The 15,519-nt window shown below is 67.9% G+C and carries 14 protein-coding genes and 2 pseudogenes; 5 read left to right on the top strand and 11 right to left on the bottom strand.

Going from position 1 to position 15,519, the window contains the following annotated elements; translation table 11 throughout:
• Positions 1-153: 153 nt before the first annotated feature.
• Together AB0J09_RS34325 and AB0J09_RS34320 are read left to right on the top strand one after the other, a co-directional pair.
• Positions 154-639 (top strand): hypothetical protein, encoded by a 486-nt coding sequence (locus AB0J09_RS34325; RefSeq protein WP_360699995.1) that lies wholly within the window; start codon positions 154-156, stop codon positions 637-639.
• A gap of 398 nt (positions 640-1,037) precedes the next feature.
• Positions 1,038-1,385, top strand: a pseudogene (locus tag AB0J09_RS34320) (site-specific integrase); the annotation flags it as partial.
• 164 nt (positions 1,386-1,549) lie between these two features.
• Here the strand turns inward: AB0J09_RS34320 and AB0J09_RS34315 are convergent.
• Positions 1,550-3,001 carry a HAMP domain-containing sensor histidine kinase gene (locus AB0J09_RS34315; protein ID WP_360699991.1) on the bottom strand — a complete coding sequence of 484 codons (1,452 nt, stop codon included), beginning with the start codon at positions 2,999-3,001 and terminating at the stop codon, positions 1,550-1,552.
• A gap of 546 nt (positions 3,002-3,547) precedes the next feature.
• Here AB0J09_RS34315 and AB0J09_RS34310 point away from each other — a divergent pair.
• The gene (locus tag AB0J09_RS34310; RefSeq protein ID WP_360699988.1) at positions 3,548-3,697 is read left to right on the top strand and encodes a hypothetical protein; all 150 of its coding nucleotides are present in this window, start codon (positions 3,548-3,550) and stop codon (positions 3,695-3,697) included.
• Positions 3,698-4,188: 491 nt separating this feature from the next.
• Here AB0J09_RS34310 and AB0J09_RS34305 read toward each other — a convergent pair whose 3' ends face one another.
• From AB0J09_RS34305 to AB0J09_RS34290, 4 genes are all read right to left on the bottom strand, one after another.
• Complete coding sequence (locus tag AB0J09_RS34305; protein ID WP_360699985.1) at positions 4,189-5,085, bottom strand: SDR family oxidoreductase; 897 nt, start codon at positions 5,083-5,085, stop codon at positions 4,189-4,191.
• 101 nt (positions 5,086-5,186) lie between these two features.
• Positions 5,187-5,924 (bottom strand): SDR family oxidoreductase, encoded by a 738-nt coding sequence (locus AB0J09_RS34300; protein WP_360699998.1) that lies wholly within the window; start codon positions 5,922-5,924, stop codon positions 5,187-5,189.
• Positions 5,925-6,001: 77 nt separating this feature from the next.
• On the bottom strand, positions 6,002-7,009 hold the full coding sequence (locus AB0J09_RS34295) for an aldo/keto reductase (protein ID WP_360699982.1): 1,008 nt from the start codon (positions 7,007-7,009) through the stop codon (positions 6,002-6,004).
• Positions 7,010-7,090: 81 nt separating this feature from the next.
• The gene (locus tag AB0J09_RS34290; RefSeq protein WP_360699979.1) at positions 7,091-8,059 is read right to left on the bottom strand and encodes an alpha/beta hydrolase; all 969 of its coding nucleotides are present in this window, start codon (positions 8,057-8,059) and stop codon (positions 7,091-7,093) included.
• 226 nt (positions 8,060-8,285) lie between these two features.
• On the opposite strand from AB0J09_RS34290, the gene AB0J09_RS34285 reads away from it, so the two are divergent.
• A complete protein-coding gene (locus AB0J09_RS34285; RefSeq protein ID WP_360699976.1) occupies positions 8,286-8,945 on the top strand; it encodes a response regulator transcription factor in 660 nt (219 codons plus the stop codon).
• On the opposite strand, the gene AB0J09_RS34280 is transcribed toward AB0J09_RS34285, so the two are convergent.
• Entirely contained in the window at positions 8,935-9,285 is a 351-nt protein-coding gene (locus AB0J09_RS34280) for a response regulator transcription factor (RefSeq protein ID WP_360699973.1), read from the bottom strand. The genes AB0J09_RS34285 and AB0J09_RS34280 overlap by 11 nt on opposite strands.
• 84 nt (positions 9,286-9,369) lie before the next feature.
• Positions 9,370-10,698, bottom strand: a complete 1,329-nt coding sequence (locus AB0J09_RS34275) for a CHASE3 domain-containing protein (protein ID WP_360699970.1) — start codon at positions 10,696-10,698, stop codon at positions 9,370-9,372.
• 597 nt (positions 10,699-11,295) lie between these two features.
• Here AB0J09_RS34275 and AB0J09_RS34270 point away from each other — a divergent pair.
• Entirely contained in the window at positions 11,296-12,177 is an 882-nt protein-coding gene (locus AB0J09_RS34270; protein ID WP_360699967.1) for a LysR substrate-binding domain-containing protein, read from the top strand.
• 343 nt (positions 12,178-12,520) lie between these two features.
• Here the strand turns inward: AB0J09_RS34270 and AB0J09_RS34265 are convergent, their stop codons facing one another.
• From AB0J09_RS34265 to AB0J09_RS34250, 4 genes and pseudogenes are all read right to left on the bottom strand, one after another.
• The gene (locus tag AB0J09_RS34265) at positions 12,521-13,555 is read right to left on the bottom strand and encodes a DUF4331 family protein (protein ID WP_360699964.1); all 1,035 of its coding nucleotides are present in this window, start codon (positions 13,553-13,555) and stop codon (positions 12,521-12,523) included.
• 360 nt (positions 13,556-13,915) lie between these two features.
• Positions 13,916-14,208 (bottom strand): annotated as a pseudogene (locus tag AB0J09_RS34260) (IS630 family transposase); the annotation flags it as partial.
• Between the two features lie 16 nt (positions 14,209-14,224).
• Positions 14,225-15,283 (bottom strand): IS110 family transposase, encoded by a 1,059-nt coding sequence (locus AB0J09_RS34255; protein ID WP_360699961.1) that lies wholly within the window; start codon positions 15,281-15,283, stop codon positions 14,225-14,227.
• Positions 15,284-15,311: 28 nt separating this feature from the next.
• Positions 15,312-15,519 (bottom strand): hypothetical protein (locus AB0J09_RS34250; protein WP_360699958.1); only part of this gene is annotated, 208 nt, incomplete at its 5' end.

The following is a 15,519-nucleotide window of genomic DNA, read 5'->3' as shown; positions in this document are numbered from 1 at the left end:
GGAGCTCGGTGTGCAGGCCGAGCCGGGCGGGCAGGTGGATCAGTCGGGCAGGTCGCCGACACCCGCCGGCGCCACCCGGCCGATCTTCGGGAAGGGGACACGATGGCCCTGCTCAAGCAGACGGACCGGAACGGCACGTAGATCCCCTACGTCTTGGCGGACATCACCCGGTACGAAGCGCGGGTCGCGCGCGTCCTCGGGGAGGTCGGCGAGATCCGCACCGCCGTGCACGCGATGCGAGAGGAGGGCGGCGCGTTCCTGGAGGAGGTCGCTGCCTTCCTCGACCGTGAGGCCCTGCTGCTCGACCGCGCCAACGAGGCGGACGGTGCGATCGAGCTGGCTTGGCAGGCCTACACCCGGGAGCGGCGTAACTACGTCCCCACCAGTGTGCGCAGCGCCCTGCTCATCGCCCGTGCCTTCGCCAGCAACCACCCCGGCGATGTCGGGCCTGGCTGGCCGAGTCTATCTGCGGCACTCCAGCGACAAGCAGACCGACGCCCGCCAGCCGCAGGACCTCACCGCTCTGCTGGCCGCAGGCGCCCCGTCGCGGCCCCGCTTGCACTCCATCGCACCGCGCTGGAGCAGAGCGCTACCCTCGCCGATGCCGGCCCCGCCGAGCGCAAGGCGCACCGCGTGTAAGCCGCCCGCGTCACAGCCGTCCAGGCCACCCGACTGCATGGGTCTTGACTTGCGGAAACCCTTCGGCGAGACGCATTCGAACGGAAAGTCACGGCAAGCCGCTCGACTCTGCTCTGCTCTGCTCTGCTAACGGGAATTTTTCGATCGGATGATCAGGCCCCGCCACCTGGAACCGCAACCGCGCCGCGATCGCCTCCTGGCTCACCTGGTGCCAGACCCGCAAGCACTGGCCCGCACCCTCGATCGCCACCGATGCCGAACGCCGCCGCGCGAGCACCGACGAGACCCGCGCGGTGGCCAAGACGGCCCTGCACCGGCTGCTGTCGCGGCGCGACATCCCGCTACGGGAGAAAGCCCTGTGGCGGATGCTCTAAGAAACCGCGGCCAGAGCCTCGCGGATCCTCGCGCTCAACGTCGAAGACCTGGACCTGGAAGGTCAGCGCGCTCCGATCCGGTCCAAGGGTGGCGCCGTCGAATGGGTGTACTGGGACACCGGCATCGCCTACCTGCTGCCCCGCTTGCTGCGACTGCCGGACGGCACCGCCCGCATCCGTGGCCAGCTGTTCCTGTCGATGCGCCGGCCGGTGCCTGCCCGCCGCTCCGCTGGCGACATCTGCCCGCACACCGGCCGTGCCCGGCTCGGCTATGACCGTGGCCGCGTCCTGCTCGACCAATACACCGGGCTCGACCTGCACCAGCTCCGGCACAGCGCTGCCACCCACCTGGGCGAGGCCGATGTTCCCTTGCAGCTCATCATGGGCAAGACTCGGCACAAGAATCCCCGTACCGCCCTGCGCTATGTCAAACCCGGCCCTGAGGCCATCACCGCGGTCACCGCCCATCTCGGCCTTCCACGCGAGGCTCGCGGGTCCAAGCGCGTACGACGTCAGCGAGGGACACACCCCCATGTTCATCCGCGGGTGTCACGTAGTGGCATGGCGTCTTTAGCTGGTGGACCGGTCTGTGGTGCCCTGTTCTGCGGCTGGGCCCCCATGAGCGGTAGACGCAGTACGAACCGTGTTCCCTTTGGGCAGTCCTCGATGGTGAGGGAGCCGCCGTGGGCGTTGGAGGTCTCGCGGGAGATGGCCAGACCGAGTCCGCTGCCGCCAGGGTCAAGGCGCCGGCCCTCCCGTAGACGGACGAAGGTCTCGAAGACGCGCTCGCGGTCCTCGGGCGCGATCCCTGCTCCATCGTCCTGTACGGTCACCACGGCCTGGTCGTCGACGTGTTCCACGGTGACATCGACGCGGGAGTGGGCGTGCCGTCTGGCGTTGGTCAAGAGGTTGTTGACGACGCTGGCCAGTTGCACCTGAGTACCCCGGACCGTCGGGTGGCATGTCGCATGCAGCCGTATCGGGGTGCCACCCGAGAAGATCGCAATCTCCTCCCGCACCAGGGCAGCAAGATCGAGCGGCTGGTAGGCGGACGGGCGGGCGTCCTTGACGCGGGTGTAGGCGAGCAACTCGTCGATGAGCGCTTGGAGGCGCTCGGTGGTGTGCAGGGCCCTCTGCATGGTCGTACGTGCATCCGACTGGTCGGGGTAGGTGAGCGCCTCCTCCATCTGGACGTGCAGGGCGGCGACGGGAGATCGGAGCTCATGGGAAGCCATGCAGGCGAAGCGGCGCTGAGCAGTCACCGCTTGCTGCAGACGCTCGAGATAGGTGTTGGAGGTGTGGGCGAGTTGCGCGATCTCGTCATCGCCCGGCGGTGTGGGAACCCGCAGACTGAGGTCGCCTGCTGTGGCCTCACGCATCCTGCTGGTGATGGCCCGCACGGGGCGCAGGGTTCGACCCACGACCACCCAGGTGGCCCAGGCGGCCATCGTGGAGGCGATCAGGACCGCCGCCCCGATGCCGACCTCCAAATAGTGCATGGTCAGGCCGGGAGGTCGCACCTTGCCGGCATAGATGTAGTGCGGTTCACCGTTCCAGAACAGGCGGGCCACTCCTTCTTCGAGCCGCAGGGCTGTTACCGACATGCATTTGTCCTCCCGCAGGCACGCCGTGATGTCCTGCACGCGGTCGTCGGGGGGAGGCCGGAGCGTGGTCAGCGGGGGCTTTCCCGCCGCAGCGGCGCTGGCCGCCACCACTTGCCCCGCGGAGTCGACGAGTTGGAGGTAGTCGGCGCGAGGGGTTGGATTGGGTGGTGGTATGTGTCCAGGCCGCATTTCCGCGGCCCAGTCGACGATGGCCAGACGCGTGTCCCGGACGATGTCCGCCGTGACCCTGCTGCGGATCCCGAGGTCGACAAGAGCACCGACCACCGCAAGGACGATCAGAAACAGTACCCCCACGGTGAGCGTGTAGCGCCACTGGATGGAGCGCGGGCGCAACCGAGGCGGCCAGCTGATCTTCAACTCCACGTTCCCCCTTTTCCTTTGATGAGTTGTCGATATGGGTGCGAACATCGCGGCCTCGTTATGCCAGACAGGCGCTGCCCGGCTCGCGTTGCTGTTGATCCCGGTCATCGTCGAGGTTCACCCTTTCGGCTGAGGCGTTCGGGCGCCTGTATGGGCCGGAGACACGGCTCGTGCCGCCGGAGACAATGGCTGGTGCTGACGCCGCCTGCCGGCGACCTCTTGACAGCACAACCCCGGCGCCCATTTGCCACTCTCCGTCCTCGACGCGCCGCCAGACAGCTGACACGCAAGAACCGGCTTCGTGCCCTTGGTGGCGTGTTTACGGAAGCAAGCGGTGGCTGTTGTCCACAATGAGATGAAGAACGGACTGCTGGTACATTCGATGCTGATGCGATGCGGCTTACCGGCCGACGGCTGGGCCACACGGGACTGCATACGGCTCGAATGCAGGATGCGGCTGCCTTCTCACCCATGGTGTCCATATAAGCCCATAGCTCCATCTCGGGGTGTCTCACCTTGAGACACCGTCCGCCGGATGTGATGTCCCGGATGTTGATGTCTACGTCCCTGACCTGCGCCGAGCTGGCCGCCGCCTGCGACAAGCAGCGGGCCCAGGGGGCGAACAGCAGGCCGAACGCCGCGCCGGCGTCACATGTGTCAGCGCGGATCGTGTCGATGTCGCTGATCGCTGGATGTTGATGATCCCCGGGCGGATCCCCATTGTGTTGCCCCTCACGGCCTTCGGGGTGGGCTCGCGGTGGGCTGGCTGCGGGAGCGCAAGGTGCTGCTGCCGGGGGTGACGGCCCTGGCCAGGCTGGTGCCGCAGGTGCAGGGGAAGGCCACCCTCCGGTTGTGGAGCGTGCTGGAATGCCTGTTGACGCCTGGACAGCGGCATGTGCCGGACCGGCTGCCGGAGGTGCCGCCGGGGCCGCAGGTGTCGGGCCTGGAGGCTGGCGCAAGGGCACGGTGCCGCGCGGCAGCGGCCCGGCGGTGGTCAAGGCGCTCTAGCAGGTCTCCGAGATCACGGCGCGTGGCGACCTCACCGATGAGGAATGGTCCGTGATCGAGCCTCGCTCACCGGCCGCCGGGTGAGCGAGGCCCAATCCCGGACCTGCGACAACAGTTCAAACGTGGTGATGTGGCGGTTTCGTACCGGCAGTGCGTGGCGGCATCTGCCCGCGGAGTGCGGGTCAGGCGTTCGCCGGGTGCGCGGCGAGCAGGTCATCGAGGCCGACGCGGGTGAGGAACTCGCGACGGACGCGATCGGCGACCTTCGAGACCTCTTCGGAGCCGTCGTCGGCCGGGTCGATGTGCACCCGGTACGGGCGCTGCCCGGCGGGAAGGGCGACGATGCGGGCGATCTCGGCCGAGACAAGGGACGCGTCCGCGCCCTCGGGGGCCAGCGCGGCAAGCTTGCCGGCCACCTGATCCATCAGGCCGGGATACTTCGTCTCGTACTCCGCCTCGACCGCGGCGTCGGCCGGGTGGCCGGAGTGGGCGAAGTGGTTGGTGCCGCTGGTGAACGAGCCGGGGACCACGATCGAGGTTTCCACTCCCCAGCGGGCGAGTTCGGCGGCGTAGCTCACGGCGAGGGAGTCCATGCCGGCCTTGGCGGCGAAGTAAGGCGCCAGGTACGGCGGGGTTCCCCCCTTGACGCTGGAGCTGGACACCCAGATCACCAGGCCCGTGCCTGCCGCGCGCATGTGTGGCAGGGCCGCACGGTTGACGCGCTGAGTGGAGAGCACGTTCACCTCGTACAGTTCGGCGAGCTGTTCCGGGGTGAAGGCTTCGGCGGGGCCGGTGACCATGTGCCCGGCGTTGTGGATGAGGACGTCGATGCGGCCGTGTTCGGCGATGACCTGGGCGATGGCGGCGTCCACGGACTCCTGGGAGTTGACGTCGAGCTCGATGGCGCGCAGGTCGACGCCGTGCTGGCTGCTGTAGCCGGCGGCGGCCTCGACCTGGGGGGCATTACGGGTCGTGGTCTGGCGCATGCCGGCATAAACGGTGTTTCCGCCGTCGGCGAGGGCGCGGGCGGTCAGGGCGCCGAAGCCGCTGGACGCACCGGTGATGACGATGTTGTTCATGAGGTTCTGTCTCCTCTGGTCGGGGTTGGGGTCGCTGCCTAAGCTGGTGACGGGCGAAACGAGGGAGGTCAGGAAGGGCGGACGGTGGCAGGCAAGGCCGCTCAGGCCACGCCGCCGTTGGCGTACAGGACCTGGCCGTTGATCCAGCGGGCCGGGCCGGCGAGGAACGCGACCGCCTCGGCGATGTCCTGCGGTGTCCCGAGACGCTCGAGCGGAGCGGCTTTGGCGAGGTTCTCGATCGCGGCCTGGTCCTTGTCCTGAAGGAACAGGGGGGTGGCGGTGGGGCCGGGGGCTACGGCGTTGACGGTGATGTCCTTGCCGCGCAGCTCTCGGGCCAGCACCAGGGTCATGCCCTCGACGGCGGCCTTGCTGGCCGCATAAGCGCCGTAGGCCGGGAATTGCAGGCGGGTGACGGAGGTGGAGAAGTTGATGATCGCGCCGCCGGCGCGCACCCGCCGGGCCGCCTGCTGGGAGATCACGAAGGTGCCGCGGATGTTGGTGCGGTGCATCCGGTCCAGGTCGTCCAGGTCGAGCGTGGCGATCGGCGACAGCAGCATGATGCCCGCCGTGTTGACGACGACGTCGATGCCGCCGAACTCCCCCTCCACGGCGTCGAACGCCTCCGTCATGGCGTGCTCGTCGGCGACGTCACCGCCGATCGCGATCGCCCTGCCGCCGGCCGAGATGACCGCGGCGACCATCTCCTCAGCGCGGGCCTTGTTGCCCGCGTAGTGCACACCGACCGCGATGCCGTCCCTGGCCAGCCGCTCGACGACCGCACGGCCGATGCCACCGGAACCGCCGGTGACCAGGGCGATGCGGTTGATAGTGGTATCCATCATGGTGATCAATCCTTCGTGTGCTGTTCGTCGCACCCGCCAGGTGAGCCGGGCGGGGGGTCGCGGTCGGGTATTGGTCAGCGTTCGCTGTCGAGGGTGGCCATGAGCGGGGCCGCGTAGCGCTCGCCGGCGGCGGATCCTGCGGGGACGGCCGCCTCGATCTCGGTCAGGGCGTCGGCGTCCAGCACGAGGCCGGCGGCGTCGAGAGATTCGGCCAGGCGATCGCGCCGGCGGGCGCCGACCAGAGGGACGATGTCCTGGCCCTGGGCGGTCACCCAGGCGATGGCGATCTGGCTGGTGGTGGCGCCTAGGCGTGCGGCGACCCGGCCCAGCGCGTCGACCAGGCGGAGGTTGGCCTGCAAGTTCTCGCCTTGGAAGCGGGGGCTGTGGGCGCGGAAGTCGTCCGCGCCCAGGCGGCGCGCGCGCGTCCAGCGGCCGCTGAGCAGGCCGCGCGAGAGCACGCCGTAGGCGGTCAGGCCGATGCCGAGCTCGCGCAGTGCGGGAATGATGGCGGTCTCCGGCCCGCGGGAGAGCAGCGAGTACTCGAGCTGCACGTCGCTGATGGGTGCGACGGCAGCGGCGCGGCGGATGGTGGCCGCGCCCACCTCGGACAGGCCGATGTGCCTGATATAGCCGGCCTGCCGCATCTCCGCGAGTGCGCCGACGGTCTCCTCGACGGGGATGTCGGGGTTGAGACGCGCGGGGCGGTAGATGTCGATGTAGTCGGTGTTCAGCCGTCGCAGAGAGTAGGCGAGGCGGTCTTTGACCGCGGCCGGCGACACATCGTAGGGCACGGGCTGGAAGCCGCCGTCGGGCGTGCGGCGTGAGCCGAACTTGACGCTCAAGACGACCTCCTCGCGCCTGCGCTCCTGCAACGCCCGGGCGATGAGCAGTTCATTGGCGCCGGAGCCGTAGAAGTCAGCGGTGTCGATGAGGTTCACGCCCGCGTCGAGGGCGGCGTGCAAGGTGGCGATGCTTTCGGCGTCGTCGGCGGCTCCGTACAGGTCGGACATGCCCATGGCGCCCAGCCCGACGGCGGAGACTTGCGGTCCGCTCGTGCCGAGTCTGCGGGTGGCGATGGTCACGATAGTTCTCCTTGATGGGCGAGGACGATGAAGCGGGAAGGCGGCGTTCGGGACAGCCCGGTGCGGCGGCGACCGTGTCAATCAGACGGCCAGTGCCGTACGCAGAGCGGTGATGGCCTGGTGGATGGCCGCGTCGGCGGCCTGGGTGCCGCGCAGGGCGTTCAGCATGACGAAGTCGTGAATGACGCCCTGGTACCGGACCGCGGTCACAGGAACGCCGGCCTGGCGCAGCTTGGCGGCGTAGGCCTCGCCCTCATCGCGCAGGACGTCCGCCTCACCGGTGATGACGAGCGCCGGCGGCAGGCCGGCGAGTTGTTCGACGGTGGCGCGCAGCGGCGAGGCCGTGATCTCGGCGCGCTCCTTCTCGTCGGTCGTGTACTGGTCCCAGAACCACTTCATGGCCTCACGGGTCAGGAAGTATCCCTCGGCGAACTGGTGGTAGGAGCCGGTGTCGAAGCTGGCGTCAGTGACCGGGTAGAAGAGCAGTTGGAACGTCAGCGGCAGGTCGCCGCGCTCCTTGGCCATCAAGGTCATCGCGGCCGTCATGTTGCCGCCGACCGAGTCGCCCGCGACGGCGATCCGGGAGGCGTCCAGACCCTTGCCGGCGCCGTCGGTGACGACCCAGCGGGCCACCTGGTAGTTCTGCTCGATGGCGATCGGGTAGCGCGCCTCGGGCGACAGGTCGTACTCGGGGAAGACCACGGCGGCGCCGGCGCCCACGGCGAGCTCGCGGACGAGCCGGTCATGTGTGTGGGCGTTGCCGAACACCCAGCCCGCGCCGTGGATGTAGAGCACGACCGGGAGCGGGCCCGAAGCTGCGGCGGGCTTGACGATGCGGGCGCGTACGCTGCCCGTCGGCCCGCCCTGCACGGTGATCCACTCCTCGTTGACGGCGGGCTTCGGGATCTGCCCCGACTGGACCTCGTCGACCGTCTTGCGGCCTTCGACCGGGGGCAGCTGGTACAGGAACGGCGGCTGCGACGTGGCCTTGGCAAACGCCGCGGCGGCCTCTTCCAGCACAGGTGTAACCGGTGTGAACGTCTCGGACATGATGCTCCTCCACTCAAGGGCGACGGCTGAACGGGGTGCTCTGCAGGGACCCGCCTTGGATGTCTTCAAGTCTGGTCACGGGCCGTCCAGCCGGCTGTCGAGCCGCCTTCAAAGCCTGTGTCGGCCGCCCCCAGGCCGCACGTGGGGAAAACCCCACAGATCACCTCGGGGAAACCGTCGCCCCGCACGATCCGGTCGGCTCGGCGGCGCCGACTAAGATGCCTCCATGAGTGGGCCTCTACGTGCAGTGCTGGGAGAAGACCAGGTCATCGTCCGTGAGGGCATCACGGCCATGCTGGAGCGGTCCGGCGTCGAGGTCGTGGCGTCCGTCTCCAACGCGGTGGAACTGGTCAGGTCTGCCGCGGAGCACAAGCCTGATGTGGTGATCACAGACATCCAGATGCCGCCGAACCTCACCGACGACGGGCTCCAGGCGGCGCGCCGAATCCGGGCGGAGCAGCCGGGCACTCCCGTGATCGTGCTGTCGCAGTTCCTGGATGCCTCGTTCGCCCTTGATCTCGTCGGAGACGATCCGAGTGGAGTCGGATACCTGCTGAAGGAGAAGGTCGCCAGCCAGCAGGTCCTCATGGACGCCGTGCAGCGGGTCGTCGCCGGTGGTTCGGCACTCGACCCGGATGTCATCGCCACGCTCGTCAGCCGCAAGCGCACAGCGGACCCGCTGGACAGATTGACCCCCCGGGAGAAGGAGGTCCTGGCGCTGATGGCCGAGGGACACTCCAATTCCGGCATCGCCGACAAGCTCGTCGTGACAGTCCCCGCAGTGGAGCGCCACGTGACCGGCATCTTCCTCAAACTGGGCTTGCAGCAGACGGAATCCTCACAGCACCGCCGCGTTCTCGCCGTGCTGCACTACCTCAAGCGGTAGGCGAGAAAAGGGCTTTCAAGTCGGCATCGAACAGCCGGTCCTTTGCCACGAAGCGCACGATCCCCGCACCAGCGAGGTCTTCCTCCGACCACGTCCAAGAATCGGTGGAGGTCAGCACGATCCTCAGCGGATGTCTCTCTCGTGTGAGCGCTCGGGCGACGGAGAGACCGTCCTGGTCCGGAAGGTGAAGATCGAGCAGCACGCCGTCGGGGCGATGCTCCTGCACCGCCGCGACCGCCGATGCCCCATCCGACGACTCGGCGACGACCCGCAGCCCTCGCGCAGTCAGCAGCGCCCTGGCGATGCGACGGAAACCGGGGTCATCGTCGACGACCACCACATTGACTGACACGGAACCAGCATCCCCGATGGGACAACGTGCAGGCTATGGGGCCAACCCCACGTTCCCTCTCGGAGGACCTCATCAGGTCGGCATCGGGATCCTCGCCAGGATCGTCGTGCCGCCGCCCGGGGGCGACTCGACGGTCACCATGCCGTCGAAGGCGGCTACCCGGTCCGCCAGCCCAGTCAGACCGCTGCCCGCCGTGACGGCGCCCACGCCGCCGACACCATCGTCGACGACCCGGATCTGCAGGGCCTCCTCGAGCTCGAGGGAGATGTCAATCCGGGACGCCTGGGCGTGCTTGACTGCGTTCGTCACGGCCTCCGCCACGACGAAATAGGCGTTCGACTCAACGGCAGCGGGAATCCTCTGGTCGAAGTTGCTCTCCACGACGGCGGGAATCGCACAGCGGGACGCCAGGTCTTGCACCGCCGCCACCAGCCCCTTCACCGTCAGCACGAGCGGGTAGATTCCCGACGCAAGTTCCCTCAGCTCGTCGATCGCCGTCTTCGCGTCGGCGATCGACTGGTCCAGCAGCTCAGTGGCGGACGATTCCGTATCGGGGACCAGCTCCCGTGCGAGTCGGAGCCCGATCATCAGGCTGACGAGTCGTTGCTGCGCCCCGTCGTGCAGGTCCCGAGCCGTGCGCCGGTGTACCGCCTCGACGCTTTCCATGATGCGCCTGCGGCTGTCCTGCAAGGAGCCCGCCATGCTGTTGAAGGACACCCCCAGCGCATCGATCTCCGCCACCTTGCTGGGGCCAATCCGCACTCCGAGATCACCAGTGGCCAGCCGCCCCGCCGCAGCCGCAGCCTTACGGACGGGCCGTACGACGGCGCGGTGCTGGAGCACCGTGAAAGCAGCCACCAGCACAGTCGATGCGGCCAGACCCCCACCTGCCGCAATCACCGCCCGCCGCGCGTTGGCCCCTGCAATGTCTTCGCGCGCCGCGAGCTTGCCACGTTCGTCGGCCGTGTACTGATCGAACTGGGCCCGCAAGGCATCGACGCGCCGCTTCCCCTCAGCCGTCGCTGCCAGACTGGACGCGGCGGGATCACCTTGCCGGACCGCCTCCACCAGCGGAACCGAGTAGTCGTACACCAAAGAGTCAACGCCCTGCACGATCTGTTCGGCGATGCGCCGCTGTTCGGGAGAGGTAGCGGCCCCGATGAACCTCCGCGCCTGTGCAGGAAGCTCCTTCCGTGCGGCCTGCCACGGCTGAAGGAACTCCTCACGCTTGGTGATCATGAAGCCGCGCTGCCCTGTCTCGAAGTCGAGGACCAACCGTTCCAGGTTGCCGGCTTCGACGAGGGCCGTACGAGAAGCGCGTCTCGCCGATGTGGCGCTGTTCGCATCGGCGATCTCCCACAGCAGGACCGCAAACGTGACACCTATCAACAAGGCGAGCACGCCGCTCGCCGCAATCGTGAGGTGCGTAAGTCCCAGGCGCGGACCTCCGTATCCTCGTCGTACTCTCATGCTTCGCCCAGCGATGGAAAGGATTGACACGCACCTCGATGAGCAAAGCTCGCCGTGTGCGGTCCGGATAGAAGAGTTCGAAGCCGAACAGAATCGGTCAGTTTCAGGAAAACGCCTCCCCCAGCGGTAGATCGCCGACCGCTGGCTGCTTACCTGCCGGCAGATCGGTACGATTCCGTACCCTGACCACGTCGCTCTCCTGCGGCACGTTGAGCGCCATAGCGGATCGGCGCACCAGAGCGGATCGGAGCCACACATTCCGCTGAAGGCACCTGAACCGCTCTTCCCGGACGACGCCGCCCATCCCATCCAGGCCTGAAGCGAGTTTACGGCTGCGGCCGCCGACAGCGCTTTTCGAGGAGAGACGGATCATGGGCGACAGCCCGTCCGTTGACCGTGCTGAGGACTAGCTGCTCAAAGAGAGTATGCAGCCACAATTATGGGCAGGTCCAATGCCTGTTGTGGTGCGTCCCATAACTATAAGGCATCGGTGCAGGAAGGGGTGGGAGTGGGATGCTTGGTAGCCCGATGGATCTCGATCTGCGCAAGCTGCGGTACTTCGTGGCCGTCGCCGAGCGGCTGCACTTCGGCCAGGCTGCCCTCGCCTTGCACGTCACCCAGCCCGCACTGTCCCGCCAGGTACGCCAACTGGAACGCGACCTCGGAGTCGAGCTCTTCAACCGCGCCAGCCGCAACGTTACCCTCACCGACGCCGGCGAGCATTTCCTCGACGATGCCAGGGCTCTGCTGGCCGCGGGGCAGGCCGTCCAGGACCGGGTCCGTCGCATCGCCGCAGGCGAGCACACGATGACCGTCGGCTTCATGCTTGGCACGGATGTCGCCGCCGCCGTGAACGTGTTTTCCGCCCGCCATCCCAACGTGCCGCTCGAACTGATCCGCCTGCGCTGGTGGAACCAGAAGCGGCCGCTCCTGGACCGGACCGTCGACATCGGCTTCGTCCGGCTGCCCATCGATGCCGAAGGCCTGAAGGTCCTGCCCCTGTACCGGGAGCGGCTCAGCGTCGTCCTGCCGTCCGATCATCCCCTGGCCGGCGAGCCCGCGATCGGCATCACCGCCCTCGCCGGCGAATCGATCCTGCGCTACGCCGACGCCACCCCGGACTGGGCCGCCGTCTGGAACGCCGAGCCGCCGCCCGACGACACCCAGCCACCGCGGGGACCAGCGTTCCACGATATGGAGGAACTGCTCGGCTACATCAGAGCGGGACGCGGCGTCGTCCTCATACCCGACCCGGTGGCGGCCCTCTTCCCGCGCCCCGACATCGCCTACGTCCCCGTAACCGACGTACCGCCGGGCCGGGTGGCCCTCGCCTGGGACGACACACGGCACTCCTCGCTCGTCACCGATTTCGTCGAGGCCGCCCGGAGTACGTTGAAGCTCGCAGAGTAGCCCGAGAGGGCCCACAACCGGCCTCTGAGGCCGCAGGTCAGGTGTTCGGGCCCGACCAGCCGGGAACAGCCGTACTCGGCGGCCGTGTCGGAGACCACCTCCTGGGCCAGCCGGTGACGATGCGACTGCAGCAAACCTTTCGCGATACGGCGACTGGGCGCCCACCTGCAAGCGACGTTCATAAACGAGCCTCGAAGCCTTCAGCAGTGACATGCCACAGCGAAAGGCCTCGCGGCCGAGAGCAAATGCCCGCTCTTGGGGCCGGTACCGGCCGCCAACTGGACAAGGCGCCGGCGGTGCGAGGGGGCGATCGCCCCCTCGCACCGCCGCCGGGTTGCCCGCGTCAGGAGATGGAGGGCACGTAGGGGAAGCCGGAGGACGGCTTGGCCGTCACGGACTCCTTCCCGATGCCGAGAGGGACCGGCGTGTTGGCAGCGAAGGAGAACATGACGTCGGGAGCGTTGTCGGTCAGCGATCGACCGTTCCACTCGGCGAAGCCGTAGATAGCGGGCGTCCCGACGGTGTACGGCAGGATGTTGGGCAAAATCCTGCTGATGACCGTCCGGGCGTAGGCTTCCGGGTCCTCGGCGCTTCCATAGGCGCGCACCACGCCCGCCACCATGTTGGCGAGCACCTTACCGTAGATCTCGATGTCGTCGCCCGGGACGTTCTCGTTGAGGCGGTCGCCGAGGTCCTCGTTGAACTGGGTGAACAGCGGGTGGATCATAGGCAGGCCGGCTCGGTTGATCGGACGCCACCCGCCGGCGTCAGTGGCCAGCCAGGTCTGACCCCACACGCCGATCCGGCGGCCGTCTCCCGCGACCGGCAGCAGTTCCTCATCCGGGACCTCCAGAACGATTGAATGGACGGTGTGCCCGGCGAAGAGGTTCTTCGCCGCGGCCGGCTCCCAGGAGGACAGATCGACGACGGTCCCGTCCTGGAAGGCGTGGCCGACGGCGTGCAGTACGTCCGGTTCGATCCAGAACGAATCGCCCGCCTTGCCGGCCCACACCCGGCCACCTGTCTCAGGTTCGACGATCTCTCCGCTACAGCCCCGGGCGATCACCGTACCGGTTGCGGAGGCGTCGCGGGCATCCGGCCCGGCCAGACGGCGCACCTCGTAGCCCTGGACCCCGCCGGCGTCGACGTCCGAGAAGGTGAAACGGTACGTGAGATCCTCGACGGCGTCCCCGTTGCCGTCGATCTTGAACTCGTACCGGCCCTCGGGGTGCAGACCGCGCGGAATGTCCTCGCCAGCGAGCGAGTGACTGTGGTTCGTCACAAACACCGTCCCCCGCTCTCCGCGGAAGACATACAGGTCCGTGATATCCAGGCGCGGGTCCTGACGGGCGATGGGCGAATCGAGGTGGTGGGACATGGCGCTCTCATCTTCTCTCGCTGGATCGGCACACAAAAAAGGCTCACGGCCACCGGAGCGGCAACGTCTCAGCCGCCTGAGAGGAGCCGCGGCTCGCGATGTCTCGTCCGGCTTTCGCCTGCCTCGCTTCCTGGCTCCAGTCTGCTGACAGCGCGCGTCCAAGGCTGTCGAGACACCTTCAACATCGCGGGTCGCCGCCCCCATGCCGAGGTGTGGGTCAACCCCACAGCGACTCCCCAAATACGGCCCGTTGTCCTGAAGGTCCGTGAACCGTTGCTTCTGGGTGGCTCGACGGTGATGGTGTGCTGTCGATGGTCGGGCGGCTCCATCGCAGGCGACAGCGATGTCGAGCCGCTAATGTCATGCGCCTGAAATTCGTCGGCAATATTTAGCGAGGAATTCGAGGGTCTCTTCGGCGGTCTTGGTCCAGACGAACGGCTTCGGGTCGTCGTTCCACTGGTCCATCCAGTCGCGGATGTCCTTCTCCAACGCTTGCACGCTCTTGTGGACCCCGCGGCGGATCAACTGGTCGGTCAGGAAGCCGAACCAGCGCTCGACCTGGTTGATCCACGATGAGCCGGTCCGAAGTGCATATGGAAGCGGGGGTGGCGGGCCAGCCAGGCTTTGATCGCCGGAGTTTTGTGAGTGCCGTAGATGCCCCTATGTTTGTCAAGCCGCTTCTGGCAGGTCAGCGATGGTGCGGGGTGAGCTGGCTGGCCGGTGGGTGAGGTTGTAGATTTCGCGGGCGACGTAGCGTTTGATGCAACGGATGACTTCTCGGCGAGTCTTGCCCTCGGCCAGGCGTCGTTCCAGGTAGTCGCGGGTGCGCTGGTCCCAGCGCAGACGGCTGAGCACAATGCGGTAGAGGGCGGCGTTGGCTTGGCGGTCACCGCCTCGGTTGAGCCTGCGCCGTTGGGTCTTGCCGGAGGACGCTTCGACGGGGCTGACACCGCACAGCGCCGCGAAGGAGGCCTCAGTTCGCAGCCGTTCGGGGTTGTCGCCGGCCGCGACGAGCAGGGCGGCGGCACAGTCGGGGCCGACGCCGACGCGCTCCAGCAGCTGCGGGCGATGAGCAGCGACGGCGTCCCGGATGCATCTCTCCAGGTCGCGGGCCTCGGCTGTGAGTTGCAGCATGCGGCAAGCCAGCAGCCGCAGCGTGTAGACAGCCGCCGAATGGGACGGGTCGGCGCCACTGGTGTCGGGTTCGGCCAGGTCCGCGCAGCTGCGGATGAGAGTCTTGGTGCTCAGGCCAGCCAGCGACTCGCGCAACGTCGGGTCGACGTTGACCAGCACCGCCTTGAGCTGGTTGATCGCCTGGGTGCGGGATTTGACCGCCGAGTCCCTGGCCAGCTTGAACACGCGCATCGCCTCGACGTGCCCATCGCCGGACTTGGGCACCGCGGTGGCCCGCTCGGACAGCACTGCTCTGGCTGCGGCCATCGCGTCGACCGCGTCGGTCTTGCCCCGCCGGCGCCGGGTGGCCTTGTCCGGCTGGTTCACCTCTACTACCTGGATGCCCGCCTTACGCAGGTGCCGAGTCAGCGCGGCCCCGTAGGAGCCGGTGCACTCCACGCCGGCGCGGACCACCGGCCCGAATCCTTGCGCCCACCTCAGCAGCGACCGATAACCGGCAGCCGTGGCGGGGAAGGTCTTGCTGCCGACCAGCACACCGACCGCAGTGAGCACGGCCGCGACGTGCACGTCTTTGTGGGTATCGACGCCCAACATCACCGGTGAGGCTTCGGCCGTGGCGTGGTCAGGTTGGGCGGGATGGGGCACGCTGGTCACAGGTCGTCGCACTCCTGATCGTTTCGGGGCTGATGGCCAGCGCCGAGCCGGTGAGGGCGGTCAGGACTGTGACGGTGCCTTCTAGGGCCTGTTTCAGAAGTGGATCACCTGGGTGGTCCACTTCCGAGACGATCTTTGTGTGGGTCGGGGTGATTTGACCGTCGCGCAGTGGGCGA

It is taken from the genome of Nonomuraea sp. NPDC049784 (assembly GCF_040659615.1).
Taxonomy (GTDB): Bacteria; Actinomycetota; Actinomycetes; order Streptosporangiales; family Streptosporangiaceae; genus Nonomuraea.
The sequence above is the reverse complement of the archived record's forward strand: the minus strand, read 5'-3'. Positions and strand labels throughout refer to the sequence as shown.

Excerpts from the sequence above, each read along its gene's own strand:
- AB0J09_RS34310 (WP_360699988.1), top strand. The coding sequence starts at position 3,548 with ATGTTGATGTCTACGTCCCTGACCTGCGCCGAGCTGGCCGCCGCCTGC.
- AB0J09_RS34305 (WP_360699985.1), bottom strand. The coding sequence starts at position 5,085 with ATGAACAACATCGTCATCACCGGTGCGTCCAGCGGCTTCGGCGCCCTG.
- AB0J09_RS34300 (WP_360699998.1), bottom strand. The coding sequence starts at position 5,924 with ATGGATACCACTATCAACCGCATCGCCCTGGTCACCGGCGGTTCCGGT.
- AB0J09_RS34290 (WP_360699979.1), bottom strand. The coding sequence starts at position 8,059 with ATGTCCGAGACGTTCACACCGGTTACACCTGTGCTGGAAGAGGCCGCC.
- AB0J09_RS34285 (WP_360699976.1), top strand. The coding sequence starts at position 8,286 with ATGAGTGGGCCTCTACGTGCAGTGCTGGGAGAAGACCAGGTCATCGTC.
- AB0J09_RS34270 (WP_360699967.1), top strand. The coding sequence starts at position 11,296 with ATGGATCTCGATCTGCGCAAGCTGCGGTACTTCGTGGCCGTCGCCGAG.
- AB0J09_RS34265 (WP_360699964.1), bottom strand. The coding sequence starts at position 13,555 with ATGTCCCACCACCTCGATTCGCCCATCGCCCGTCAGGACCCGCGCCTG.
- AB0J09_RS34255 (WP_360699961.1), bottom strand. The coding sequence starts at position 15,283 with ATGTTGGGCGTCGATACCCACAAAGACGTGCACGTCGCGGCCGTGCTC.